The organism is Thomasclavelia saccharogumia DSM 17460, assembly GCF_000686665.1.
GTDB lineage: Bacteria > Bacillota_I > Bacilli_A > Erysipelotrichales > Coprobacillaceae > Thomasclavelia > Thomasclavelia saccharogumia.
In genome coordinates this window covers 1-25,512 of the sequence record NZ_JMLH01000029.1, presented here as the reverse complement: position 1 = coordinate 25,512, position 25,512 = coordinate 1, and the positions used below count along the sequence as shown (strand labels likewise).

General features: G+C 30.6%; 21 protein-coding genes, 1 tRNA gene and 1 pseudogene. 17 read left to right on the top strand and 6 right to left on the bottom strand.

Features of this window, described 5'->3' with window-relative positions; genetic code table 11:
- Nucleotides 1–22 precede the first annotated feature (22 nt).
- Nucleotides 23–541: a phosphatase PAP2 family protein gene (locus BR82_RS0107970; protein ID WP_051592785.1), complete on the bottom strand. Its 519-nt coding sequence runs from the start codon at nucleotides 539–541 to the stop codon at nucleotides 23–25.
- Nucleotides 519–2,036 (bottom strand): HAD hydrolase-like protein, encoded by a 1,518-nt coding sequence (locus BR82_RS0107965; protein WP_027089760.1) that lies wholly within the window; start codon nucleotides 2,034–2,036, stop codon nucleotides 519–521. The genes BR82_RS0107970 and BR82_RS0107965 overlap by 23 nt, the downstream gene beginning before the upstream one ends.
- A 106-nt stretch (nucleotides 2,037–2,142) precedes the next feature.
- Between BR82_RS0107965 and BR82_RS0107960 the strand changes: the two genes are divergently transcribed.
- The 3 genes from BR82_RS0107960 to BR82_RS0107950 all read left to right on the top strand — a co-directional run bounded on the left by BR82_RS0107960 (nucleotide 2,143) and on the right by BR82_RS0107950 (nucleotide 5,924).
- Nucleotides 2,143–2,218 (top strand) — tRNA-Lys (locus tag BR82_RS0107960).
- A gap of 308 nt (nucleotides 2,219–2,526) precedes the next feature.
- Nucleotides 2,527–4,083 carry an AAA family ATPase gene (locus tag BR82_RS0107955; RefSeq protein ID WP_027089759.1) on the top strand — a complete coding sequence of 519 codons (1,557 nt, stop codon included), beginning with the start codon at nucleotides 2,527–2,529 and terminating at the stop codon, nucleotides 4,081–4,083.
- Nucleotides 4,084–4,364: 281 nt separating this feature from the next.
- Nucleotides 4,365–5,924, top strand: a complete 1,560-nt coding sequence (locus BR82_RS0107950) for an AAA family ATPase (protein WP_027089758.1) — start codon at nucleotides 4,365–4,367, stop codon at nucleotides 5,922–5,924.
- Nucleotides 5,925–6,585: 661 nt separating this feature from the next.
- Here the strand turns inward: BR82_RS0107950 and BR82_RS0107945 are convergent.
- Nucleotides 6,586–6,780 (bottom strand): hypothetical protein, encoded by a 195-nt coding sequence (locus BR82_RS0107945; protein ID WP_027089757.1) that lies wholly within the window; start codon nucleotides 6,778–6,780, stop codon nucleotides 6,586–6,588.
- 71 nt (nucleotides 6,781–6,851) lie between these two features.
- Nucleotides 6,852–8,090 carry a nucleotidyltransferase domain-containing protein gene (locus tag BR82_RS0107940; RefSeq protein WP_027089756.1) on the bottom strand — a complete coding sequence of 413 codons (1,239 nt, stop codon included), beginning with the start codon at nucleotides 8,088–8,090 and terminating at the stop codon, nucleotides 6,852–6,854.
- Nucleotides 8,091–8,426: 336 nt separating this feature from the next.
- Here BR82_RS0107940 and BR82_RS0107935 point away from each other — a divergent pair, with 336 nt between their 5' ends.
- The 11 genes from BR82_RS0107935 (at nucleotide 8,427) to BR82_RS17980 (ending at nucleotide 18,925) form a co-directional block, all read left to right on the top strand.
- On the top strand, nucleotides 8,427–8,780 hold the full coding sequence (locus BR82_RS0107935) for a PqqD family peptide modification chaperone (RefSeq protein WP_034864462.1): 354 nt from the start codon (nucleotides 8,427–8,429) through the stop codon (nucleotides 8,778–8,780).
- Between the two features lie 238 nt (nucleotides 8,781–9,018).
- A complete protein-coding gene (locus tag BR82_RS0107925; protein ID WP_147590231.1) occupies nucleotides 9,019–9,834 on the top strand; it encodes a radical SAM protein in 816 nt (271 codons plus the stop codon).
- A gap of 3 nt (nucleotides 9,835–9,837) precedes the next feature.
- Nucleotides 9,838–10,290 (top strand): hypothetical protein, encoded by a 453-nt coding sequence (locus BR82_RS0107920; RefSeq protein ID WP_027089752.1) that lies wholly within the window; start codon nucleotides 9,838–9,840, stop codon nucleotides 10,288–10,290.
- Between the two features lie 104 nt (nucleotides 10,291–10,394).
- Nucleotides 10,395–11,084 (top strand): hypothetical protein, encoded by a 690-nt coding sequence (locus BR82_RS0107915; RefSeq protein WP_027089751.1) that lies wholly within the window; start codon nucleotides 10,395–10,397, stop codon nucleotides 11,082–11,084.
- Nucleotides 11,077–12,840 carry an ABC transporter ATP-binding protein gene (locus BR82_RS0107910; protein WP_027089750.1) on the top strand — a complete coding sequence of 588 codons (1,764 nt, stop codon included), beginning with the start codon at nucleotides 11,077–11,079 and terminating at the stop codon, nucleotides 12,838–12,840. Before BR82_RS0107915 ends, BR82_RS0107910 begins: the two co-directional genes overlap by 8 nt.
- A 13-nt stretch (nucleotides 12,841–12,853) precedes the next feature.
- A complete protein-coding gene (locus BR82_RS0107905) occupies nucleotides 12,854–13,675 on the top strand; it encodes an immunoglobulin-like domain-containing protein (protein ID WP_027089749.1) in 822 nt (273 codons plus the stop codon).
- A 19-nt stretch (nucleotides 13,676–13,694) separates the two neighbouring features.
- Nucleotides 13,695–15,080, top strand: coding sequence for a polysaccharide biosynthesis tyrosine autokinase (locus tag BR82_RS0107900; RefSeq protein ID WP_027089748.1), 1,386 nt, complete (start codon nucleotides 13,695–13,697; stop codon nucleotides 15,078–15,080).
- Nucleotides 15,081–15,084: 4 nt separating this feature from the next.
- Nucleotides 15,085–16,512, top strand: coding sequence for a tyrosine-protein kinase (locus tag BR82_RS0107895; protein ID WP_027089747.1), 1,428 nt, complete (start codon nucleotides 15,085–15,087; stop codon nucleotides 16,510–16,512).
- 6 nt (nucleotides 16,513–16,518) lie between these two features.
- Nucleotides 16,519–17,280 carry a tyrosine-protein phosphatase gene (locus BR82_RS15440; RefSeq protein WP_051592784.1) on the top strand — a complete coding sequence of 254 codons (762 nt, stop codon included), beginning with the start codon at nucleotides 16,519–16,521 and terminating at the stop codon, nucleotides 17,278–17,280.
- Nucleotides 17,264–18,655 (top strand): LCP family protein, encoded by a 1,392-nt coding sequence (locus tag BR82_RS15435; RefSeq protein WP_051592783.1) that lies wholly within the window; start codon nucleotides 17,264–17,266, stop codon nucleotides 18,653–18,655. Before BR82_RS15440 ends, BR82_RS15435 begins: the two co-directional genes overlap by 17 nt.
- A gap of 63 nt (nucleotides 18,656–18,718) precedes the next feature.
- Nucleotides 18,719–18,925 carry a P-loop NTPase family protein gene (locus BR82_RS17980; protein WP_027089746.1) on the top strand — a complete coding sequence of 69 codons (207 nt, stop codon included), beginning with the start codon at nucleotides 18,719–18,721 and terminating at the stop codon, nucleotides 18,923–18,925.
- Nucleotides 18,926–19,220: 295 nt separating this feature from the next.
- Here BR82_RS17980 and BR82_RS0107870 read toward each other — a convergent pair whose 3' ends face one another.
- Nucleotides 19,221–21,329 (bottom strand): heavy metal translocating P-type ATPase, encoded by a 2,109-nt coding sequence (locus BR82_RS0107870; RefSeq protein ID WP_027089745.1) that lies wholly within the window; start codon nucleotides 21,327–21,329, stop codon nucleotides 19,221–19,223.
- Nucleotides 21,330–21,332: 3 nt separating this feature from the next.
- Nucleotides 21,333–21,545, bottom strand: a complete 213-nt coding sequence (locus BR82_RS0107865; protein WP_027089744.1) for a hypothetical protein — start codon at nucleotides 21,543–21,545, stop codon at nucleotides 21,333–21,335.
- 188 nt (nucleotides 21,546–21,733) lie between these two features.
- Here BR82_RS0107865 and BR82_RS0107860 point away from each other — a divergent pair, with 188 nt between their 5' ends.
- The 3 genes and pseudogenes from BR82_RS0107860 to BR82_RS17695 all read left to right on the top strand — a co-directional run bounded on the left by BR82_RS0107860 (nucleotide 21,734) and on the right by BR82_RS17695 (nucleotide 25,099).
- On the top strand, nucleotides 21,734–22,684 hold the full coding sequence (locus tag BR82_RS0107860; RefSeq protein WP_027089743.1) for a ketopantoate reductase family protein: 951 nt from the start codon (nucleotides 21,734–21,736) through the stop codon (nucleotides 22,682–22,684).
- A 101-nt stretch (nucleotides 22,685–22,785) separates the two neighbouring features.
- Entirely contained in the window at nucleotides 22,786–23,061 is a 276-nt protein-coding gene (locus tag BR82_RS0107855; protein ID WP_027089742.1) for a metal-sensing transcriptional repressor, read from the top strand.
- Between the two features lie 172 nt (nucleotides 23,062–23,233).
- Nucleotides 23,234–25,099, top strand: a pseudogene (locus tag BR82_RS17695) (heavy metal translocating P-type ATPase).
- Nucleotides 25,100–25,512 lie beyond the last annotated feature (413 nt).

The following is a 25,512-nucleotide window of genomic DNA, read 5'->3' as shown; positions in this document are numbered from 1 at the left end:
GTCTTAAAAGACATGCTGTTTTTTAAAATATCATTACTAGAATACCTACAAGAATGCCTAGAATGATTCCGCAGATTACATCACTTAAATAATGAACAAATAGAAATAATCGTGAAAATGATATCAAAAAGGCAAATAAAATAAATAAGGAGCCAGTTTTAGGGAAAAGAAAGCATATGGTAGTCGCGCAGGCAAAACTTGATGCAGTATGTCCAGATGGGAAAGAATAATCACTAGGGATAGCAATTAACATTTTAATATCGCTGTAAGTCTGACAGGGCCTTTTTCTTTTTACTATTGATTTGATAATAACCTGACTAATAATAGTTGATAGAAGTAAAGCTGCGAGCATTTTTTGAGCTAGAAGCTGAGTTTTACTATTTAAACTTAAAACAAATATTAAAAACAGCCAGATCATACCAAAATCACCGACACCTGTAATAATAGTCATAGCTTTGCATAAGAATTTATGATGATAAAATTTTGGAAAAATATGCGATACTTTAATATCAGTTTCTTTAATTTTTTGAATAAGGGTCATTATCTTCCTCCGACTCTTTTAATAGATTAGTTACAAATTTTATGATATATACAATAATCAAGTTAAAAATAATGAATAATATCAATTTAATTGCAAGACTAGATAAAAAATTATTACCAGAAATCAAGTTATCATAATCAGGAATAAAATTTAAAATTTTATGAAGAATATTAAAAATAAAAGCATAAATACTTGAAACAATATTAACATATAAATCTATTAGCTTTTTTATTATTCCTGTAACAATACCAGGTCTATTGATAAAATCTTCAAAAGCTGAAAAAACAAGCATTCCAGAAAAAGAAATAATTGTTACAATTATTAAAGTATAGAAAAAGTTAATAATATGATTACTTATATTTGTTTCTTCTTTTTCAATTGGAGAATCAGGAATCTCATCATGATCAGTTTCTTCTTTAACAGTTCCATTAATAATATCCATAAGTTCATTAACTCGTTTAGGATCACCACCAATTATAGGTTTATCATTTACTGATTTTACATCTTCAGGTTCGTCTGAAAATTCAAAATGCTTAACTAGATCTTCAGAAGAATTATCAATTTTGGCAGTCGTATTTTCCTTAGTATCTGGAGGCTCTTGCTGATTAGATACTTTTTCATCTTCAAATAATGAAGAATTAGCAGAGTCAGGTTTTTTATCTAAAATTTCACCTAAAAAGTAATGATATGTTTGACGTACTAAATCAACTAATTGAGGATCATTCTTGTATTCTTCAAGCAGTTTATAATATGTTTGTTCAAGTGTTTCAATGGACATATCGCTAGACATACCTAATAAAGGCGAGTACATTTCCATAGAATCATATCGTGCAAAGAGGAAAATATTGATAACCTCAAGATTGTTTTTAGCAACTTTAAAGGCTCGATAAGAAATCGAATTAACTGCTGGACATAAATCAGTTAAATAAATAACATTAAATAATTTTTGATTAGCAGCATATAATAAATTAGGGTAGTTTGCAACTACTAAAGCATGTTCAGGGGTAACATTTAATTGTTCTAAAATTATGGATAATAGATATGGATCAGGTAATGGAGGATTATTACTATCGCCGCCAATAATAAAATCAACATAATTATATAATCTAGTTAATTGTAGATATTGGATGGCACGCTTTATTTTATGAGTCGAAATTACAGCAATTTTTATATTTTTTTGTTTAAAAAATTGTAATAATTCTTCAGTGCCTTCTTTCATTAATGAATTTGGCTTTAATTTTGCATATTCATATAAATCACGTTCAATCAATTCATTTAAATCATCAGAAACAATATCCTGACTGATAGGAAAATTATCATACATTGTATACATATTACCTAATGATCTTTCAAACTCTTCTTTTGTTAAAACTTGATTATGAATTTTACATATTTTTTTAAGATAATTGAATCTTAAGCGATTTAAATCTAATAATCCGCCATCTAATGACAAAATAACTAATTTTATATCATTTACAGTCTGTTTATAAAACATTTGACACTCACCCCATCTATTTGTTAATTATAGCATAACTTTTATAGTTTATCATTAAAATTCACTTGCTTTTATCTAAAAATAGGTGTATTATAATAATTGTCATCTCTCCTTAGCTCAGTTGGTAGAGCATCTGACTCTTAATCAGAGGGTCCACGGTTCGAGACCGTGAGGGGAGACCATTGTAAATAATGGCTTAAACACTAGGTTTTACTAAGGTTTAAGCTTTTTTATTTTATCTTTTGATTTTGATTTACTTAGTTGTATTTAAGTAAATTTAGATATATTTAACTATGTTTAGTGGTAGTCAAATGGTAGTCAAAAAAATAATAAAAAACTACTCATTTTCGAGTAGTTTTTCTAGTATGCCTTTACGATTGTTTTTTTAATCCTTTATTGTAAAATAAAATTTAGTTATGATCGGCATCAAATTGTGATGAATAGGTAAATAAAAAATGTTACAATAATTCTATGAAAGGAAGCGATAATCATGGGAATCTATTTAAATCCAAATAATGAAAAATATGCTGAAATGCTGCGAGGAGAAGTATTTGTTGATCATAGCTTATTGATAGAGAAAACAAATCCTTTGATACGTACGCCAAATAAAATGTTATGTGTCTCAAGACCAAGAAGATTTGGAAAAAGCACTGATGCCAATATGCTTGTTGCTTATTATTCCAAGGGCTGTGATTCATCACAGATATTCAATCGTTTAAAAATCAGTCAAACAGAGTTATATCAAAAGCATTTAAATCAGCATAATGTGATACATCTCAATATGCAGGATTTTTCATCACGAACAAAAGATATATTTGAATTTGTTGATTATCTTACAGAAAGTGTTTTAGAAGAATTGTTAGAAGTTTATGAAATAAGAATAGGCAGGTATAAATTTTTAGCTGATATTTTTAATAAGATCTATGTTAAATATCATCATACATTTATTTTTGTTATCGATGAGTGGGACTGTATTTTTAGAGAATATAAAGAAAATAAAGAAGCTCAGGAAAAATATCTGGATTTTTTAAGAGATTTATTAAAAGATAAGCCCTATGTAGAGCTTGCCTATATGACGGGAATTTTGCCAATTAAGAAATATGGAACCCATAGTGCCTTGAATATGTTCAAGGAAATATCAATACTCAATCCAACACCACTGGAAGAGTTTATGGGGTTTACAGAAAAAGAAGTTGAAGATTTATGTTTAAAATATGATATGGACTATGAAAAAATGAAGGACTGGTATGATGGATACAGGATGACAGATGATTTATCAGTTTATAACCATCGTTCTGTTGTTTATGCTTTAATGGACAGAAAATACGAAAACTACTGGAGTGCAACCGAGACGTATGAAGCCTTAAGAGTGTATATCGATATGAATTATGATGGCTTGAAAGATGATATTGTCAAGTTATTAGCTGGAGAAGAAGTATATTTGAATACAGATAAGTTTCAAAATGATATGACGACGTTCAAATCAAAAGATGATGTTTTAACACTGCTGATTCATCTAGGATATCTAGGATATAACAGTTCTGATCAGACATGTTATATTCCAAATAAGGAAGTAACAAGTTCATTTATAGCATCAATTGAAGATTCATCATGGAATGAAACGACGAAAGCGTTATTAAACAGCAGAGCCTTATTAGAAGCGACATGGAATAGAGAAGAGGAATTAGTAGCCAAGTATATCGAAGAAGCACATTTGGATACAGCGATACTAACATATAATAATGAAAATGCCTTAGCGTATACAATTTCGATCGCGTATATATATGCCAGAAATCATTATACGATAATAAGAGAAATGCCAAGCGGTAAAGGGTTTGCAGATATGGTTTTTATGCCTAAAGGTGATAAACCAGCGATGATAGTAGAGTTAAAATGGGATCAGGAAGTAGAAACAGCGATAGATCAGATCAAAGCGAAGAAATATTATTATGGATTAGAGAAATATTTAGATGATCTAATATTAGTAGGAATCAGTTATGATAAAAAGAGTAAAAAACATATATGTATGATAGAGGAAATAAACTAAAGATATAACATTTAAATTATTATATGTTAACAAAACTCTATATTTAAATTGGCACAGCATTGGTCAATTGGTATACGTATGATTTTGAAGCGTTAATTCAAAACTGATTTACATAAATTTAATATATACAATCAATTTGATAATGATGTTAAATTAATTAGTCATACCCACCAATATGTATGATTGGATTGATCAATAAAATTAAACTATGATTAGCATCAAATGTGATGAATAGACAAATAAAAAATGTTACAATAACTCTATGAAAGGAAGCGATAGTCATGGGTATCTATTTAAATCCAAATAATGAAAAGTATGCTGAAATGCTGCGAGGAGAAGTATTTGTTGATCATAGCTTATTGATAGAGAAAACAAATCCTCTAATACGTACACCAAATAAAATGTTATGTGTTTCAAGACCAAGGCGTTTTGGAAAGAGCACCGATGCTAATATGTTAACAGCTTATTATTCCAAGGGCTGTGATTCATCACAGATATTCAATGATTTAAAAATCTGTCAAACAGAGTTATATCAAAAGCATTTAAATCAGCATAATGTGATCCATCTCAATATGCAGGATTTTTTAAGTGAAACACATGATGTTGAAAAGATGATTCAATTGGTGAATGATTCAGTTATTTGGGAACTGCTTTTGAAATATAAGGATTTGTTATATTTTGATAAAACAAAACTTATTAGAGTTCTCAATGATATATACAGTCAGATTCAAAACAGCTTTATTTTTATCATTGATGAATGGGACTGTATTTTCAGAGAATACAAAAATGATAAAGAAGCCCAGGAAAAATATCTGGATTTTTTAAGAAATCTGTTGAAAGATAAATCATATGTATCATTATGCTATATGACGGGAATTCTGCCAATCAAGAAATATGGAACCCATAGTGCCTTAAATATGTTTGATGAAATTTCAATGGTTGATCCAGGATTATTATCAGAATATATGGGTTTTACAGAAAAAGAAGTTGAAAAACTATGTCATCAGTATAATATCAGTTATGAAGAAATGAAAGAATGGTATGATGGTTATCATTTGACAGATACGATTTCAACATTTTCGCCAAGATCAGTAGTAGCCTCGATCATAAGGAAAAAGTTTGGGAATTACTGGACATCAACGGAGACGTATGAAGCCTTAAGAGTATATATCGATATGAATTATGACGGCTTGAAAGATGATGTTGTTAAATTATTAGCTGGAGAAGAGGTATATTTGAATACAGACAAGTTTCAAAATGATATGACGACGTTTAAATCAAAAGATGATGTTTTAACACTGCTGATCCATCTAGGTTATCTAGGATATAACAGTTCTGATCAGACATGTTATATTCCAAATAAGGAAGTAACAAGTTCGTTTGTAGCATCAATTGAAGATTCATCATGGAATGAAACGACGAAAGCGTTATTAAACAGCCGTGCCTTATTAGAAGTGACATGGAATAGAGAAGAGGAATTAGTAGCCAAGTATATCGAAGAAGCACATTTGGATACAGCGATACTAACATATAATAATGAAAATGCCCTGTCATATACGATATCGATCGCGTATATATATGCAAGAAATCATTATACGATAATAAGAGAGATGCCAAGCGGCAAAGGGTATGCAGATATGGTGTTTATTCCAAAAGATGATAAACCAGCGATGATAGTAGAATTGAAGTGGGATCAGGAAGTAGAGACAGCGATAGATCAGATCAAAGAGAAGAAATATTATTATGGATTAGAGAAATATTTAGATGATCTAATATTAGTAGGAATCAGTTATGATAAAAAGAGTAAAAAACATATATGTAAGATAGAGGAAATAAACTAAAGATATAGCATTTAAATTATTATATGTTAACAAAAGTTTATGTTTAAATGTGGGATTTGATGACTCTAATTCTGTTTATAGTCGAAAAAGTACCATTCAACACTATGGGGTCAAGAATGGTACTATTAATATAATATGATCAAACAACTATCTTATTTAATTATTATCTGATTTTGTACAGATCTTTTGGTTTTTTGATCTTTTAAAATTTTTATATTTTAAAGCTGTTTTTAATAGAATCTTAATTCTGCTGTTAATGATAATAAATGAATTGATGATCTGTCTTTTTATATTTTTAAAGATATTTACAGCATTTTTAAACTCATTGATATTTAATGCTACTAACTAGTTATAAAGTCCATTATATTTTTTGATACGTTTTCATATGTGTGATTTTTATTGAAGTCAAGCTAGTCTTCTTTTCATTCATATGCCTGTTTTAACATTGAATCGATTTTAAGTATCGGTTTCAATATTTGTAACTTATTTTATTATCGTATCAAGGCGGCTTGTTTTCAATATCATCTTTTTTAGCAGTAGATAGCTCTAGTGCTTAAGTAGATAATATTCAACACTGTCTTTGGTCTGTTTATATATGTTGTAAATTCTGGCGTTTTTAAAAGCATCATTTATATTTTTAGTTGTTTTAATATTAATAGGTTTAAATGATTTTATTATCACTATTATTTGATAAATGTTCAATTAAATCAATGATATCTGTTTCAAAGGCAAGTGATGAACATTGTTCTATCGAAATTTCAATTCCTAATTCTTTTAAAAAAGCAACTCTTTCTTGAGGGGATAATATAATAATGCGTTTACAAATTTCATTCATAATTTGTTTACTAGTTAACATGATGTTAACCTCCTTATCTACTTTACAAAATAAGTATGTAAAAATATTCTAATAGTTTTTAAATATACATTTTAATCAATAATATGATATTTTTTCAACAAAGCAATTCTTTCATTACCTAAAACTACAGATTTTGTTATATCAAGATTACTGTTTTTTCGACTGCTGTTATAACGAATAAGAAATCTTAAAATTCGTTTTATCCATATATATGGTAATAAATATGGATGATCATATAAAACAGCATAACCAGAGCGTAGTTTTTTAGCTGATGGAAAAATAAGTTCCCGTAAAGGAATTTTTTTATGTTCTTTATTAATAACTCGTCTGGTGACTAAATTGCTATAAATTCTTTCTTCGCTTGAAAGTCCGAATACTCCGCTATCAAAGATATCTTCTAAAATATCATGATAATCTAAATTATCAATTAGTTGTTTAGGATAGTTTATACTATCCATTGAAACATTAAAAAAATCTTCAAGAATACTATAAATACAATGAACAAACAAATTACCTTTAAAATCATTTGTTTTATGTAATAGTGCCAACCAGTCGATCATACTATAATATTTTTGACTATACATTCCAATATCCATTAACTGTCTTAAACCAACTCCATTATTAATAAAATGTTTAAAACAATGACAAATCAAATAAAATAATTGATCATTTTCATTCATTACCTGTATAAAAACATTATCTATTTCTATTTCCATGCAATGATCAAAACTATCCTTAAAATAATCATTAAGAAAACCCAAATAAGTATCTTTACCAAATAATTGTAAATGAAGTTCAATATTTAAATCTGTTATTGGATCAACATAAGTAATAACTGGAATATTCTCATTGGCAATATCATTTATTACATGATAATTACGATCAATAAATATCTGATGTACCTTTTTAAAATCCTCTTTTTTAATAAAAATATCTTCATCACCAGATACACGCCATTCTCTTTTAGAATATAACTGTCTTAAAACAATTCCTTTCGTAACAATACAATTAATACCTGTTTTTCTTATTTCCTGATATATTTTCAAAAAAGCTTCACTTAATTGCACCTGTTTAATAACTAAAGAAATAGTTTCCTGTTTCCACTGATTTTTAAACAAATCTGGTAATTGTTTAAAAGAATCATTATTTTTAACAACTTCATATACAATTGGCGATAAATAATGCATTTTAGAAAAATCATGCAATTTTTGCCACTGTTCATTAGTTAAAAAAGATAAAGATTCCTCAAATTCTTTATCATGCATATAACAAGATATCATCTTCATAAATAATTCATTAATAACATTCATAATTTCACCTAATTCATATTTTTCTTATATAATATCACAAACTTTTAAAATATCTATAAAATATTGAAAAACTATAATAATATAAAGTAGTATCTATTGATGCTTTATAACTAAATTATTTTTATGAAAAAATAAAAAAGACTTTTAATATTACTATTTTTTGCGCTTTAAACATAAAACCTGCGTTTGAGTAGATAAAGGTTGTAAATTAAATAAATTATGATAAAATTAATCTGATTGATGAAATTTGAAGGTAGATAATAATTATAGATAGTAATTATTTATTGATATATTACATTTTTACATAAAATGTTATTGAAAATGGAGATTATTATAATGAAATTAAAAAAAGATCTTGTTTTACGTAAAGTGGCTGGAGAGAATATTGTTGTTCCCATTGGACGCTTATCACAAATATCACCAATGATGGAAATAACAGATTCAACAGCTTGGTTATGGAATATCATGAAAAATGATGAATTCACAGAAGATTCATTAGTAGAAGCGGTGATGGGACATTTTTCTGGAGTAAGTAAAGAAATAGCAAGAAAAGATATTCAAGCTTTTTTAAAATTATTGGATAACAACTATATGTTAGATAATGGACGACCATTACCGGCTACAGGTTCAGTTAAGATTGAACTTTCACAAGAGGAAATCAAAAAATTAGAAAAGGATTCTAAAAAATAATGCAGAAGAATTTGTATGGCATGCTTAAATTAGCAAAGATGCAGCAAAAAGCATATGAAAATGCAATTCCCATTCATGCAACATTTGAAATAACGCCTCGATGTGGTTTTAATTGCCGGATGTGCTATGTACATTTACCTGTAGACAGAATATCTAAAGTTGGAGACGGTAGAGAATTAACTGGTGATGAATGGTTAGAAATAGGTCGACAAGCTGTTGAAATGGGCGTTTTTTCCATATGCATAACTGGGGGGACCCAGTATGCCATCCAGATTTTAAAAAAATATGGATTGGTTTATCACAAATGGGATTTTTACTTACATTGCAAACAAATGCTTCACAGCTTAGTGGTGATATTCTAGATGTATTAGAAGAATATCCCCCAGAAACAGTTAAAATAACTTTATATGGTTCAAATGATGAAGTTTATCAAGATGTTTGTTGTATTGAAAATGGTTTTACTAAAACAAATGCTGGAATTCAAGCTTTAAAAGATAGAAACATGAATATTCAGCTTGTAACAACATTTATCAAAAACAATAAAAAAGATACTCAAAATATTATGCAATACGCAAAAGAAAATAACTTACCATGGTATTATAGCGCATCTTGTTATCCATCATTAAGAGGCGCTCAAAGCGAAGCAAAAGAATGTGCAATAGAAATATGGGATCCAGAAGGTATTGAACAAACTTCAAAACTATGGAATGAATTACCACCATCCAATGATGACATACCTGCTAAAAGATGTTCAGGTTATCATAAAGAATTTAATATTACCTGGGATGGTAATATGAGATTCTGTTTGTTTTTAGATGAACCACATATATCTGTTGTCAATCAATCACTTGAAAAATGCTGGAAAGAACTTTTAGATTATCAAGAAAAACTAAGATGGCCAGATGAATGCTATACATGTGAGTATAAAAAACAGTGTAAAAAATGTTTAGCTCATCTAGCATGTTTCAGTGGAGGGCTAAACAAATTAGATAAAGAATATTGTAAAAAGATAAAAGAAATGATAGATATAAGTAGAAAGGTTAAGGAGGAATAATTAATGCAAGGAGAAGTAACAGTACCCTATACAAGTATAGGTGGTCAAAATATGGATTCAGGAATTATGCCAGCGGATATTGGTGGATCGGTAAATCAAAATACTTCTGGAACAGGACATTTATCTGTCACAGTTTTATGGCATCTTCCAGGCGGAATACAAAGTAAAGATAATGAACCTGGTGGTTCAGGATGGGGATATATTTTAGGAAGAGATTACCAAGATACATATTGGACTACAAGTGAATTTTGCAACTATTTAACTCAAGAATTAGGTGTTAAATTTGATGAACAAGGTAATTTAGTAGAAGGAGATATAGCTACTGTTACAGCTAAGATAAATGATTTAATTTATCAATATGTTTTAAATGTTCAGAGATTGTCAGGATATGAGCCAGATTATGATTGGGCTAGGTTCAATTCTTATTATGGAACATGTTTAATTTGGCCACAGTAGATAATTTAAATATGTTAATGTTTGAAATATGTAAAAAAGTCATAAAGCTATGTAAATACTCATTTGATTATCCATCGTGGGATTTGTTTAAATGTGATACTGAGATGACAGATTTAGAAATTAATGTTTGTTCTCAGCTTATGCATAAATATGGTGTTGAAGTGTTTGAACCGCAACCTGGATGTGCTGTGTTGAAGTGTCAAAATGCTTTGTTAAGTGCTAATGATGATTGGAGTAAAGCGAGTATCACGTTGCTTGATGGTCAAAGTGATGGCTTAGAGGGAGCATTGATTGCAGCGATTATGACACATCTAGCGACTCGTCATGGAATAATGATGCATAGCAGCCTTGTTGATGTAAGTGGTAAAGGAATCATGTTTATTGGACCTTCAGGTATTGGTAAGACAACGCAGGCAGAGTTATGGCATAAGTATCGTGATGCAGTAATTATTAATGGAGATATGGCGTTAGTTCATGATGATGGTCAAACGTATTGGGGATGTGGCTGTCCATGGCATGGATCATCACCATATTGTGAAAATAGACAAGTTGCATTATCGGGAATTGTAGTATTGCAGCAGGATTTAGAAAATACGATAGAAAAACTTGATGGTATTAGAATGGTTGAAAGAGTGCTGGCAAATGTCTTTTTACCACACTGGTATGAAATAGGGGTTGAAGCAGTAATGGCAATGCTTGATGGTTTATTATCTTGTGTGCCTGTTTATTTGTTGAAGTGTAGACCTGATGAAGAATCAGTTGAGTTAGTTGAAAGGGCTATATTGAATGATTAAAAAAATTAAACACTACATAAAAAGAATAAAAGAGGGGCGTTTAAAAGAGCTGGTTTCTCAATGGTTATGGATGGGAAGCTATATGAAACGTTATTGGTTTTTAATTGGAACATATACTCTTTTAGGGGCTTCGGGTTCTTTTTTAACGTTAGGGACATCGATGGTTTCTAGAGATTTGGTAGACGCAATTACTGGTCAGAATTCTTTAGAAATCGTAAAAGTCGTTGCTCTATATGTTGGTGTAGGGGTGTCACAGTTGTTTATTAATGCTTTTAAAACGCGTTTATCGTTACGCATTAGTATGAAAGTGAATAATGAGATTCGGATTGATATTTTTTCTCAGATCTTACAGACTGATTGGGAAGAATTGTCTAAATATAGAACGGGGGATCTAATGTATCGAATCAATGGTGATGCTGCAATGGTTTCTAATAATATTTTAACGTATTTACCTAATGTGGTTTCAATCTTGATTTCATTTGGCGGTGCTTTTATTGTGATGGTACAAAATGATATTATTATGGCATTAATTGCTTTAGCAGGTGCTCCTATTTCGTTTATGAGCACCCGTTTTTCTATGAGAAAAATGCGTGATTTTCAGCGTAAACAAATGGAACTGCAAAGTCATAAGACATCATTTAATCAAGAAACATTACAAAATATGCAAATGATCAAAGCCTTTGGCTTGGTTGATTATTTTATTAAACAATATAAAGACGTTCAGGATCAATCGATTGATTATGCGATGATTCAAAATAAGTTTCAATCTAAAATGACGATCTTGACAGGATTTATTGGTCAGTTGATTGGTTATGCTTGTTATGGTTTTGCAGCATATAGACTATGGCAGGGAGATATTAGTTATGGAACAATGACATTATATGTGTCAATGTCTTCATCTTTAAGAGGATCGTTTTCATCGGTTTTAAATTTATTGCCAACAGCGATGCGAGCTGGTATTAGTGCTGGCAGAATCATGGAAATTATTCAATTACCTAGGGAGTCTCTAGAAGATGAGCAGGAAGCAAAAAAGCTTTTAGCTAAAGCTAAAGATGTAGGAATTACAGTAGAAATGAAAGATGTTAGTTTTCGATATGGTGATAATCCTTATGTATATCAAAATGCTAATATGATTGCTTCACCAGGTGAAATCATTGGTTTGATTGGACCTTCGGGTCAAGGTAAGACAACGACATTAAGGATCTTGTTAGGATTATATCATCCTAAAGCAGGTGCAGTAACTGTGAGTAATCCTGGGTATGAAACTATTCCTATTAGTTCAGGAACGAGATGTTTATTTAGTTATATTCCTCAAGGTAATACTTTGTTTTCGGGAACGATAGCTGACAATATGAAAATGCTTAGACCTGATGCTAGTGATGAAGAGATCATCGAAGTTTTAAAAACAGCTTGTGCCTGGGAGTTTGTTGCACAATTGGAAAATGGGATCCATACAGAAGTAAGTGAAGGAGGAAATCGTTTTTCGGAAGGTCAGAAACAAAGATTGAGTATTGCTCGAGCATTGATGGCTAAAGCGCCTGTATTATTGCTTGATGAAGCTACAAGCGCTTTAGATATGGTTAGTGAAAAAAAGGTTTTAAGAAATATTTTACATCGTGATCCTTTGCAGACAATCATTGTAACTGCCCATCGTCCTAGTGTTTTATCTATATGTGATCGTGTTTATAAAATTCAAGAGGGACGAATTGATGAAGTGGATGAAGAAGAAATAGAGGCTTTTTTAAATGAGGTTTAATGGAGGAAGATAGATGAAATTAATAAGATATACTGTTATCATAGTTTTCTGTTTGTCCTTAGGTGTTTTTTTAATAGCTAAGAGCAAGGAATTAATTAGTAAGGATCCTACTTTACCAACTATCACAAGTGACCATGATGTTTTAGAGATTCCTTGTGAATATACACAAGAACAATTATTGGATGGATTAAGTGCTTTTGATAAAGAAGATGGTGATCTAACTAATAAAATATTAGTAGGAAATATGACAAGATTTATTGATAAAGGTCTTTGTAGTGTTACTTATGTTGTTTTTGATTCCTCTAATCAATCAACAAGTCTTACTAGAAATGTTCGATTCACAGATTATCATTCACCAAGATTTATAACGGCTAAACCTTTAGTGTATATAGAAAAAGAGGGGAATTATCAAAAAACGATATCGCAAATAACGGCTGAAGATATGCTTGATGGTGATTTAACGAAATCAATAATTCAAGGCACCAGTGATGTAAACTATACTACAGCAGGCAGTTATCATTTAACTTTAGAAGTAAGTAATAGTTATGGTGATGTTAGGACAATGGAAATCCCTATTCATATAGTTAAAAGTGAAAATCAAAGTATTAATATTGAACTAACTGAAGGAATTGTTTATATTAACGCTGGAGAAACGATCGATCCATATCAATATATTGAAAGTGTTGAAACTATTTCTAAAAAGAAGGTTAACAAAAAGAACGTCACAATTGATTCTCAAGTTGATACCAATACACCAGGAATATATGAAATTCATTATAGTGCGGTTTCGTCTGGAAATAAAGGTGAAACCTGGTTAACTGTAGTTGTTGAATAATTGTAAAGGAGAAGAAGAAATGAATCAGGATGAGATTGATTTAGATTCGATTAATTATCGAGGGATTATCAAAGATTTATTAAAAAACTGGTGGATGATCATTTTTGCAGGTGCTTCTTTATGGTTAGCAGTTACCGGAGTTGGAGAATTAATTTATGTGCCTCAATACACTGTTTCATCGACTTTAGTAGTAAGTGCCAAAGGTGATAGTAATACTTATACCTCACTTGCAATGGCTACGCAAATGGCCGATGTAATCAAAGAAGTTTTTCAAAGTGACGTAATGAAAGAACTTGTAGAAAAAGAAACAGGTAAGACGATTGATGGTGTAATCAGCTGTGAGCAGGTTCAAGAAACAAATCTTTTGGTGTTGAAAGTAACAACCAATGATCCACAAAACAGTTACCTTTTTATGAATTCAGCTTTAAAACACTATGACGAAGTATCAGATTATGTATTTACTAACGCATCTTTACAAATTTTACAAGAGCCGACGATACCAACGTCACCGTCTAATAGTCCGATACTAATGAATCGTCGTAATGAATTAGCTTTACTAGCAGCTGCTATAATGGCGGGAATTATTGTTTGTTTATATTTATTTAGACATACACTTAAAACAAGTAAAAACGCTTCTAAGCTATTAGATGGTAAGATATTAGGAGTTGTTCCTTTTGAAAAGAAGAAAGGGAAAACAAAAAAATCTAATCAGGCACTACTCATTAGTTCACCTATCGTTAGTATGAGTTTTGTAGAATCAAATCGTAAAATAGCATCACGAATCGAGAATCATTTAAATAGACATCAGCAAAAAATAATTTTAGTCACTAGTATTAGTGAAAACGAAGGCAAATCGACAGTAACTGCTAATATAGCTTTATCATTAGTTGAAAAGAATAAAAAAGTATTGATTATTGATGGTGATTTTAGAAACCCAGCACAATATAAAGTATTTGATAAAGAAAAATCACAAAATAATTCACTAGTTGATATTTTAACTGGAAAAATATCTTTAGAAGACAATGTTTATTTTAATAAAAGAACTAATATTTGGGAATTGTTTGTTTATCAAGCAGTAGAAGAACCAGCTGGTTTGATGGATACAATAAAGTTAAAAGAGATAGTAAATAAATTAAAAGAACAATTTGATTATATTATTATCGACTGTTCACCATCAACTGTTTCTACAGATGCTGAAGTATGGATGGATGTCGTTGATACAACTTTATTGGTTGTTCGTCAAGACTGGTCAGATATCAGAGTAATCAATGACACTGTTGACCTTATTTGGCAAAGCAACTGTGATTTCACTGGTTTTATTCTTAACTTCTTCATCGAAGAAAAAAGTGATCAAGAAGCATATGGCTATGCCAATTATGCTTATAACAGGCATGAAAGTAGGTGAGATTATGGATGAACAAAAACTCAAAAAATTAATGACAGAAGAAGATTATGTCGAAATTGACTTACGAATTTTAGTTCATGATTTTCTCAAGATTATTCGTGAATACTGGGGATTATTTTTTGGAATCATTATTATTACAACGATAATTTATAGTACTTTTTGTTATCTGACATATGATCCTTATTATCGCTGTGAAGCTACATTTACTGTTGCTACCGGAGATGAAAATAGTGGCAGCTACAGTTACTATTATTCGCAAAATACTGCTGATCAATTATCAAAAACATTTCCTTATATTCTTGACAGTAGTTATTTTAAGGGAATTTTACTTGAAGAACTAGGTGTAGATAAATTAAATGGGACATTAAGTGCAAGTACAGTTAGTGATTCAAATATTGTAACGATGGCAGTAGAAAGTCCTAAAGCACAAGATGCTATTTCTATTTTAACTTCAGCAATTGAAGTATATCCTGATGCAGCGCGTTTTGTTTTAGGTGATATTCAATTTCATATGATCAATAATCCCCAAATGCCTACTGTTCCTTACAATAACTTATCATTTTTTAAAACAGTAAGTTTAGGTGTTTTGATTGGAGCTGCAGTCGGTTTAATTATTTTGGGAAGTATGGCCTTTTTTAGAAAGACAATAAAAACAGTTGATGAAATGAAGCGGATTACAAGTTTAAAATGTATGGCAACTATTCCTAAAGTTAAATTTAAAGCTCGTAAGACACAAAAATTAAAGCGAATTTCGATACTTGATCGAAGAATATCTTATGGTTATAAAGAAGGATTACGTTCTTTACAAATAAGATTAGAACGAGCTTTCGATAAAGAAAAAAATAAAATTATTTTAATTACCAGCAGTGCTTCTGGAGAAGGTAAATCAACGATCTCAACTAATTTAGCGGAAACATTTGCTGTTAATGGTAAAAAAGTTCTTTTGATCGACGGTGATTTACGTAAACAGGCACTTGCGCATATTTTAAATTGTCCTAATAGTAAAGGAATTCAAGATGTATATAGAAATGGTGATGTGTGTCAGGAAATCAGTGAATTAAAAGAAGAGAAGCTTTGGTTTTTAGGGGGACAGGAATTAGTTGAAAATCCAATTGCAATTTTAAGTGATCCTAAGTTAGGAGAATATCTCAACAAAATCAAGCAGGAATTTGATTATGTTATTATCGATACACCGCCTTGCGGGATATTTCCAGATTTTATGCAGCTTCAAGATTATGGTGATGCGTTATTATATGTTGTAAAATATGATTTCATACCACATCAAAAAATACAAGATGGTTTATCAATGTTAAAAGATGAAAGCTGTGTTAAAGGTTATGTCTTTAATTTTTATGCTCATAATATTCATGATTATGGTAGTTATGGTTATGGTAAATATGGCTATGGGTATGGATATAAAGATAAGGGGTAATGATCTATGATCGATATCCATGTTCATATCTTGCCGTATTTAGACGATGGAGCAGATTCAATGGCAGAATCGATAGCAATGGCCAAACTTGCAGCTGGAAGTGGAGTTAGGGCGATGGTTGTTACCCCGCATAGCAATCAAATAAAGCGGTTTGAAAATTTCTATGATGCTAGTTTAATTAAATCTTTTGATAATTTTAGTAGAGAACTTGAAAAAGAAAGAATTGATTTAAAGGTTTATTTAGGAATGGAAATTTTTGCTTCTGATGATATTGTAGAAAAAATAATAAATCAAAGAGTTATCGGCTTAAATAAAACAAAGTATTATTTAATAGAATTTGCATTTGATGAACATCCCCAGTATATAACAACGATTTTAAAAGAAATTCTTAAAATAGGGAAAATTCCGATCATTGCTCATCCAGAACGATACATCTGTATTCATCAGAAACCATGGTTAGTTTATGACTGGTTAAAATTAGGATGTTTATCTCAAATTAATAGAGGCAGTATACTAGGTAGTTTTGGGGCAACGGTAAAAATGACGGTAAAAAAATTATTGAAATATAATTTGGTGAGTATAGTTGCTAGTGACGGTCATAACAGTATTTATCGGCGAACTAATATGGACGAAATACAAGATTATTTAGAATTAAATTATGGGGTTGATGATGCTAGAAGATTACTTTATCTTCATCCTAAAGCTGTAATTGAAGATAAGATGATACCTTTTATTAAAGAGGAGGGAAAAAATGAATCAGATTTTTAAAGATATAAGAACATATTTTATGATTATTTTAGCAGGAATCTTAGGCTGGATTTTATATCTATTTAATAAATATCCTATTTTGTCATTTAAATATATGCTCATTATGATTATCATTTTTTTAGCTCTTGTAGTAATATTAGCATTGAGTCAATATAAAGCTAAAAGTAAAAAAATAAAAATAGCTGGAAAAACAGTAATTATCTTATTATGTGTATTAGTAATTCCGGTAAATTATATTTTTGATAAAACTATGAATGCTTTAGTTCAAACTGAAAATCGTATTGAAACAGATACTGTTTCTGTAATTGTTAAAAAAAATAGTTCTTGCCAGTATACGCAGGATCTAAAAGGAAAAGTATATTCAGTATTAGCTGCTGACGATGGTTTAGTTGATAAAACTATAAAAAAAATTCAAAGAGAAAATAAAGAAAATATCAAGCCTAAAATATATTCAGGAATAGTAACGTTGGTAAATGCACTATATTGTAATGATGTTGACTGTATTATTATCAATGAATCTTATCGTTCAGTAATTGAAGAAAATTATCCTTCTTTTTCAGATGATACAAAAGTCATTTATTCAAAACAATATATATCAGAAATAGAAGCACCAGAAAATAAAGATGTTACTAAAGATACATTTAGTGTTTATGTTAGTGGTATCGATACATATGGCGCTATCACTACCAAATCACGTAGTGATGTTAATATCATCATAACTGTGAATCCGACAACTAAAAAAGTTTTATTAACAAGTATTCCGCGTGATTACTATATTCCTTTTAATATTCTTGATGGTCAGAAAGATAAATTAACTCATAGTGGGTTATATGGAATCACTGAGACAATGGCTGATGTTTCTGCCTATTTTGATATTAATATTGATTATTATGTTAGAGTCAATTTTGATAGTCTTATTAAGATCGTCGATACAATAGGCGGTATCGAAGTTCAAAATCCGCAGGCCTTTGGTAATTTTAAAGCCGGAACTATTTCTTTAAATGGTCAAGAGGCTTTAACTTTCTCTCGTGAAAGGTATGCATTTGAAGATGGCGATAAAGAACGTGGTCGGAATCAGATGCGTGTAATTACTGGAATCATCAATAAAGTACTTTCACCAACGATTTTAAATAGTTATGATTCATTGTTAGAAACATTAAATTCTTCATTTCAAACAAATATCTCAGAAACTCAAATGATAAGTTTAGTTCGAATGCAAATAGAAGATATGAGTGCCTGGGATATTCAACAGAGTAGTGTTGATGGTAGTGGGGCAACGCTTTATTCACCTATTTATGGTGATGATTTATATATGATGGTTCCTGATGATGAGTCGGTTAAAACGGCTAAAGCGCGAATAGAAGAACTATATTAATAAAATATTGTAATTAGTAAAGTTTAGGGTCATGTTTAATTAGAAATTTTTTAACTTAACACTTTGGATGATAAAAAAATAGATCGAACGATTGAAAATAATATTAAGTTTGGGTTACCTGAAGCTTTTTTAGAAATGGTCAAAAAGGCTGCTAAAAAAGTATGTTGTGATGATTTTATCGAAGCTTTACCTGATGGTTATCAAACTATTATTAATGAAGGTGGTTCATCATTATTAGAAGGTCAAAAACAAAGAATTTCGATTTCTTGAGCAATGTTAAAAGATGCCCCAATTATTATTTTTGATGAAGCTATAGCTAATGTTGATTTTGAAAATGAAGATAAACTGCAAAAAGCAATGGAATAGTTAATGAAAATAAAACGATCATATGATTGCTCATCGTCTAAAAACAGTAAGAAATGTTGATCAAGGAAATATTATTTAGCAGGGAAAACATGAACAATTAATTCAAGAAGACAATATTTATAGAAATTTTGTTTTAGAAAGAAAAAAGACTATAAATTGGAGATTATAAAAGAACTGGAAAACTTTCCAGTTCTTTTAACTATTTTTTCATTAATGGTTTAGTTGAATTAGCCGAAAAAACAAATGTTGAGACATTATGTAAAAGCGCACTTGTACTAGGCTGTAATAAACCAAATAAACCACTTAAAATAAGCAGGCTGTTAAATGAAACGATTTGAGCATAATTTTTTTTGATTCGTTTCATAAGTAATCCAGACAGTTGTTTTAAAGCTACAATTTCTTGAAGCTGGCTGGATACTAATGTAACATCCGCTAATTCCCTAGCAATATCAGAACTATCCTGCATCGAAATGGAAATATCTGCTACTGATAAAGCTGGAGTATCATTAACGCCATCACCAACCATAACTACTTTATGTCCGTTGTCTTTTAACATATGAATATATTTAGCCTTATCTTCAGGTAGTACATTTGCTTGATAAGCTGTTATTTCTAATTCTTTAGCAATATGTTTAGCAGCATTTTCACAATCTCCAGTCAACATGACAATATTTTCAAAACCATTCATCTTCAACTCATGAATAACTTGTTTAGCTTCTTCTCTTAATGGATCATAGATGCTGATTATTCCCGCTAACTGTTGACCAATAGCAAGATAGATAAGAGAACTAGAGCCGCGGTTTTGCAAATCATGGATGAGGTTGACAATTTCATCAGTTTTTTCGATTTTTTCATCTTCAAAAATAAAATGTTCACTGCCAATAATTGCTCTTTGACCATGTAAATATGTCGCAATACCATGAGCAATAATATATTCCACTTCAGCATGTTCTTCATAGTGGACAAGATTTTCAATTTCTGCTTGTTTAACAATTGCATTAGCAACACTATGAGGAAAATGCTCTTCTAAGCAGGCAGCAATCGATAAAACTTCATCACGGGAATAGTTTTGTAAAGGAATAACTTCTTGCACCGAAGGTGTAGCATGTGTCAATGTACCAGTTTTATCAAAAACAATTGTATTTGCATTAGCCATTGCTTCTAAATATTTACCACCTTTGACCATGATTGAATGCTTACTGGCTTCCTGCATCGCACTGATGATAGAAATTGATGTTGATAATTTAATAGCACATGAATAATCAACCATTAAGATCGATGCGGCTCTTGTTAAACTTCTTGTAAAAAGCAGCATTGTCAAAAATCCCATCAGACTGAAAGGGACGATTGAATCAGCAAGATGTTCAGCATTTGCTTGAATACTCGCTTTTAATGATTCGTTGGTATCAATCATATCAACTATTTTTGAAATTCTACTTTCTTGCTGTAGATTTCTAACTTTAACATAAATTTTTCCTTCTTCAACGATAGTTCCCGCAAAGACAGTATCATGTTCTTTTACATGTTTGCTTAAAGGTTCACCAGTGAAACTAGATTCGTTGACCATTGCTTCACCACTAGTGATTTCACCATCAATTGGAATCATTGCTCCTGTTTGGATAATAACAATATTATCTTTTTTTAATTGTGACATGGGAATTTCTAATTCGGTTTCATTTTCTAAGATCCATACTTTATCTAAGTGATATGATAAACTTTCTTTAAGCTGTAAAGTTGTCTTCTTTTTAGTATAGTCTTCTAATAATTCTGAAATCGATAATAAAAACATGATATTTCCTGCAGTATTAAACTGACCGTTAATCATGGAAACCCCAATACTTGTAGCATCTAATACTGGGACATTTATTTTTCCTTTTTTTAACGAATGAAGTCCTTTTTTAAAGTATTGACAGGCCATGATAAAACATGAAATACGCTGAAATGGTAGTGGTAAAAGCCACTTGACAAAATATCTTTTAAAAAACAAAATACCAAAATTTTTAAAATAATGATCTTTAATGTTTTTTTGCATTAATTCATAACTTTTATCATTTTCTGTCAATGGTATAACTGGTGTAAATTCATCAATGGATAACTGTTCAACAAGTTGGAGTAAATCATCACGTCTTTGTTTATCATAAATAAATAAAATACTGCCCGTAATATGATTGACTTCGATTTGAAAGACCATCTGCCATTTTTTTAATTCACTACAAAGACTAGGTTCAATATTTTTTGAAAAAGCATAGCGTCCATAACGAATTCGCATTCTACCAGGAATATCATGAACGATTTGATAGGTTAGCATTTACTATTCACCATCTTTTTTATTTTTAGCTTCATTGACAATATCAAGTGCATCTTCTTTCATTGTTTCATAGCTTGCAACAACATCGTCTTTTATTTTCATTCCTGTTGCTAGAGAATTAACAGCAATTGTTCTTGCCTTATCAGTTTTAATAAAATGATTTCCTACAAGCGCTGTAATCACGCCTCCAGCAAATGATGCAATTATTTTTTTCATACAAGATCCCCCTTATTAAAATTTTTGATAGCTGATTGCTATCACAATATAACAATACGCCATTTTTATTTTGAATTCAAACATTTAGATCAAAATGATTAAATATTTGTCGAAAAAAGAAAAAAATATGATATTATTTAATTAGTTATTGCTAACTTATATTTATAATCAATGAAAAGAGGGAAATAATGAGAGTTCTTATATATGGTGCTGGTGTCTTAGGATGCCAATTAGCCCACACTTTACAACAAACAGAGCATGATATAACCCTTCTTGCTAGGGGAAGCTGGAAAGAAAATATTGATAAAAATGGTTTGCTTATTCGTCATTATATTCAAAGAAAAACATCTGTTGATCGAATTCGTACCATTGAAACATTACTGCCAAATGATCGATACGATTTAATTTTTGTCGTGATGCAATGTAATCAATTGGCCTCAATCGTGCCTATTTTATCAAAAAATACTAGTTCAAGAATCATCTTAGTTGGTAATAATGGTGATGCTTCAGGTATCGAAGAAAAAATACAAAAGCTGTCACAAATAAAAAAAGAAATTGCATTTGCTTTTCAAGGAACAGGTGGCCGTAGGGAAAAAGAGCTGGTTATTAGTATTTATAAAAGTTTATCGATGACGATTGGAAAAGCTAATGGTTCATTATCACCATCTTTTCAAAACCAGATAGAAGAACTTTTTAAGTCTACTGTTTATAAACTCACTTGGCAGATTCGAATGGATGCATGGTTAAAATGTCATTTAGCATTTATTTTACCGATTTGTTATGTCTGTTATAATGTTGATGGTAAATTACCTAAAGCAACGAGAAAGCAGCGAAAAATGATTTTAGATGCTGCTAATGAAGGCTATGAAGTTATAAAAAAATGTGGTTATCCAATCTGTCCTAAAGATGAAGATCGATATTTTCAACCAGGGGCAAAAAGATTTTTAATGGTAATGATGATATTTATTATGTGTAAAACACCATTAGGCCGTTTGGCAGCTAGCGATCATGCCATGCATGCTGTAGCTGAGATGCGTTTGTTAGATCAGCAGTTTGACATTTTATGTAAAGGGGCTGCAATATCTATGCCTTTTTGGCAAGAGTTAAAAGATGCGATGGTTGATTGGCAATTATTATAAATAACGATAAAGTATAGTTGATATAATTTTGATAGCTTGACATTTAATGATTCATAGATTAGTATATAACATATACCCTTATAGGTATAAGGAGGAATATGATGAGAAAATGTATGGATGCTGACAATCTGCATAGAAGATTAAAAAAGATCATTGGACAAGTTCAAGCAATCGATAGAATGGTTGATGAAGATGTTCCCTGTGAAGATATATTAGCACAAATTAATGCTGCAAAATCAGCTTTGCACAAGGCTGGGCAGGTTGTATTAGAAGGGCATATCAAACATTGTGTACGTGATGGTATTGAACATGGTGATGCTGATAAAACGATTGAGAGTTTTACTAAAGCGGTTGAACGTTTTGCTAATATGCGATAAATGAAAATTGTGAATAGAATTTTATTAAATGAGGTATAGTCATTTTTGACTATGCTTTTTATTTGTTCTCATAATATTATAAGAACAAATAACCAATGGTTGACAACATATACCCCCATAGGTATAATCTAAATACAAACTAATACCCCTATAGGTATAAAGGAGGAAGGGTATGATAGAAAAAATAGAGGATTTTTTACAATGGGGTGGTCTAAAAAAAGAAATTATTCTTTTAATAATTTCGGGAATAGCTTTATTGATAAGTGTTTTTGAAAGTACTACTTTACCATTTGATATTGCCTGGGTAGCAATTATTTTATGTGGAACTCCAATTATTTTAGAAGCGATTATTGGTCTTGTAACAGAATTTGATATCAAAGCTGATGTTTTAGTTTCATTAGCGTTATTAGCTTCTATTTGGATTGGTGAATATTTTGCTGCTGGGGAGGTTGCGTTTATTATGCAGCTAGGAGCTTTATTAGAAGACTTGACTGTTGCTAAAGCAAATGCTGGAATTGAAAGACTTGTTCGTTTAACACCACAAAGTGCAAGATTAGTGATAGATCATCAAGAAAAAATGATTTTAGCTAAAGAAGTCAAAGTTAATGATCTTTTAAGAGTTTTACCAGGGGAAATGGTACCTGTTGATGGGGTGATCGTTTCTGGCAGTACTTCAATCAATCAGGCTGTTATGACTGGTGAATCATTACCAGTAGATAAAACTGTGGGCGATGATGTATCAAGCGGGACAGTCAATCAGTTTGGAACTTTTGAGATGAAGGCAGCAAAAGTTGGTGAAGATAGTTCTATTCAAAGGATGATTCGTCTTGTTAGATCTGCTGATGCCAGTAAAGCAAGAATCGTAGGTATTGCTGATCGTTGGGCTACATGGATCGTTATTATTGCTTTAACTGCAGCGCTGTTGACTTGGCTTATAACTGGTGAAATTTTAAGATCAGTAACAATTTTAGTTGTTTTTTGTCCTTGTGCATTAGTTCTTGCTACACCAACAGCAATTATGGCAGCGAGTGGTAATGCTACGGAGCATGGTTTTCTTGTTCGTAAAGGTGATGCTTTGGAAAGGTTATCTTCAGTAGTTAAAATCACTTTTGATAAAACAGGAACACTTACTTATGGAACACCAGAAGTGAGTGTGGTTAAGAGTTTATCATCTAACTATAAAAAAGAAGATCTTTATAAAAAAGCGGCAGTAGTAGAAAGCTGTTCTGAACATCCACTAGGAAAAGCAATTGTCGCAGGATATAAAAAAGAGTATGGTGAATTTAATATGACTGTAGAAAATTTTCAAATGAATATTGGTCAAGGTGTTAAAGGATTAGTTGATCATCAAGAGATATTAGCTGGTAATAAAGAAATGTTAAATATGCAGGGAATTAATCTGTTAGATATTGTTGAAAAAGAAGTTGACTGATATATTGAACAAGGCAGTACTGTGATTTATATAGTGATAGATCGTAAGCTGGCAGGATATCTTGTTTTGACAGATATGCTCCGTCAGGAGAGTTCAATGATGATCGAGGCCCTTGATCATTTACATGTTGCTCCTGTTTTGTTGACAGGTGATCATCAAAATACTGCTAAAACGATTGCTGCTAAGCTCCATATTCAAGAAGTTCATGCTCACTGTTTGCCTGAGGATAAGTTGAAAATTATTGAAGCTTATCAAAACAAACAGCAAAATATTTGTATGGTCGGTGATGGCATCAATGATGCTCCGGCTTTAAAAAAAGCTGATGTTGGGATCGCGATGGGTAGTATTGGTAGTGATATTGCTGTAGATGCCGCTGACATTGTTTTAGTTCATGATGAAATTCAGGAATTGCCACATTTAATTGCCTTATCAAAAAAGATGATGAAAACGATTCGCTTTAATTTATCATTTTCGATGGGATTAAATTTTCTAGCGATTATTTTAGCGATGACAGGAATTTTAAATCCTATTGTCGGTGCTTTAGTGCATAATGCGGGATCCGTATTTGTAATTATTAATTCAGCGTTGTTATTGAAATGGAGCTAACTATATAAAAATCAAGAGTTTTTTATGAAAAAGTTTGAAAATATTTAATACTTGATTTTATAAGTTAAAAATCTATGAGAACATTGACAATATGTATATATTTGTATTTTTGGGCATGATGAAAACAACCTCAAGAGGCTTCATTTTTTGAAATCGTTTTCATTATTGACTTTATTTTAATAAAGAAGCATCAAATGGTTGATTAGTCTTTAATAAATGATAGATAACTGTTGATTAGCATTTTATTTTAACAAATTTTTGGCAAATTAAATTGGATAACAGAAGTAAAAGATATGAGCTAATTAGTAAAAAATAGCAAAATATAATGGCACAAACAATCAAATTAATTTATTCCAATTTCCTTATTTACAGTGGAGCCAAATTCCTAAGAACCGTTAAAACCAAGCAAAATC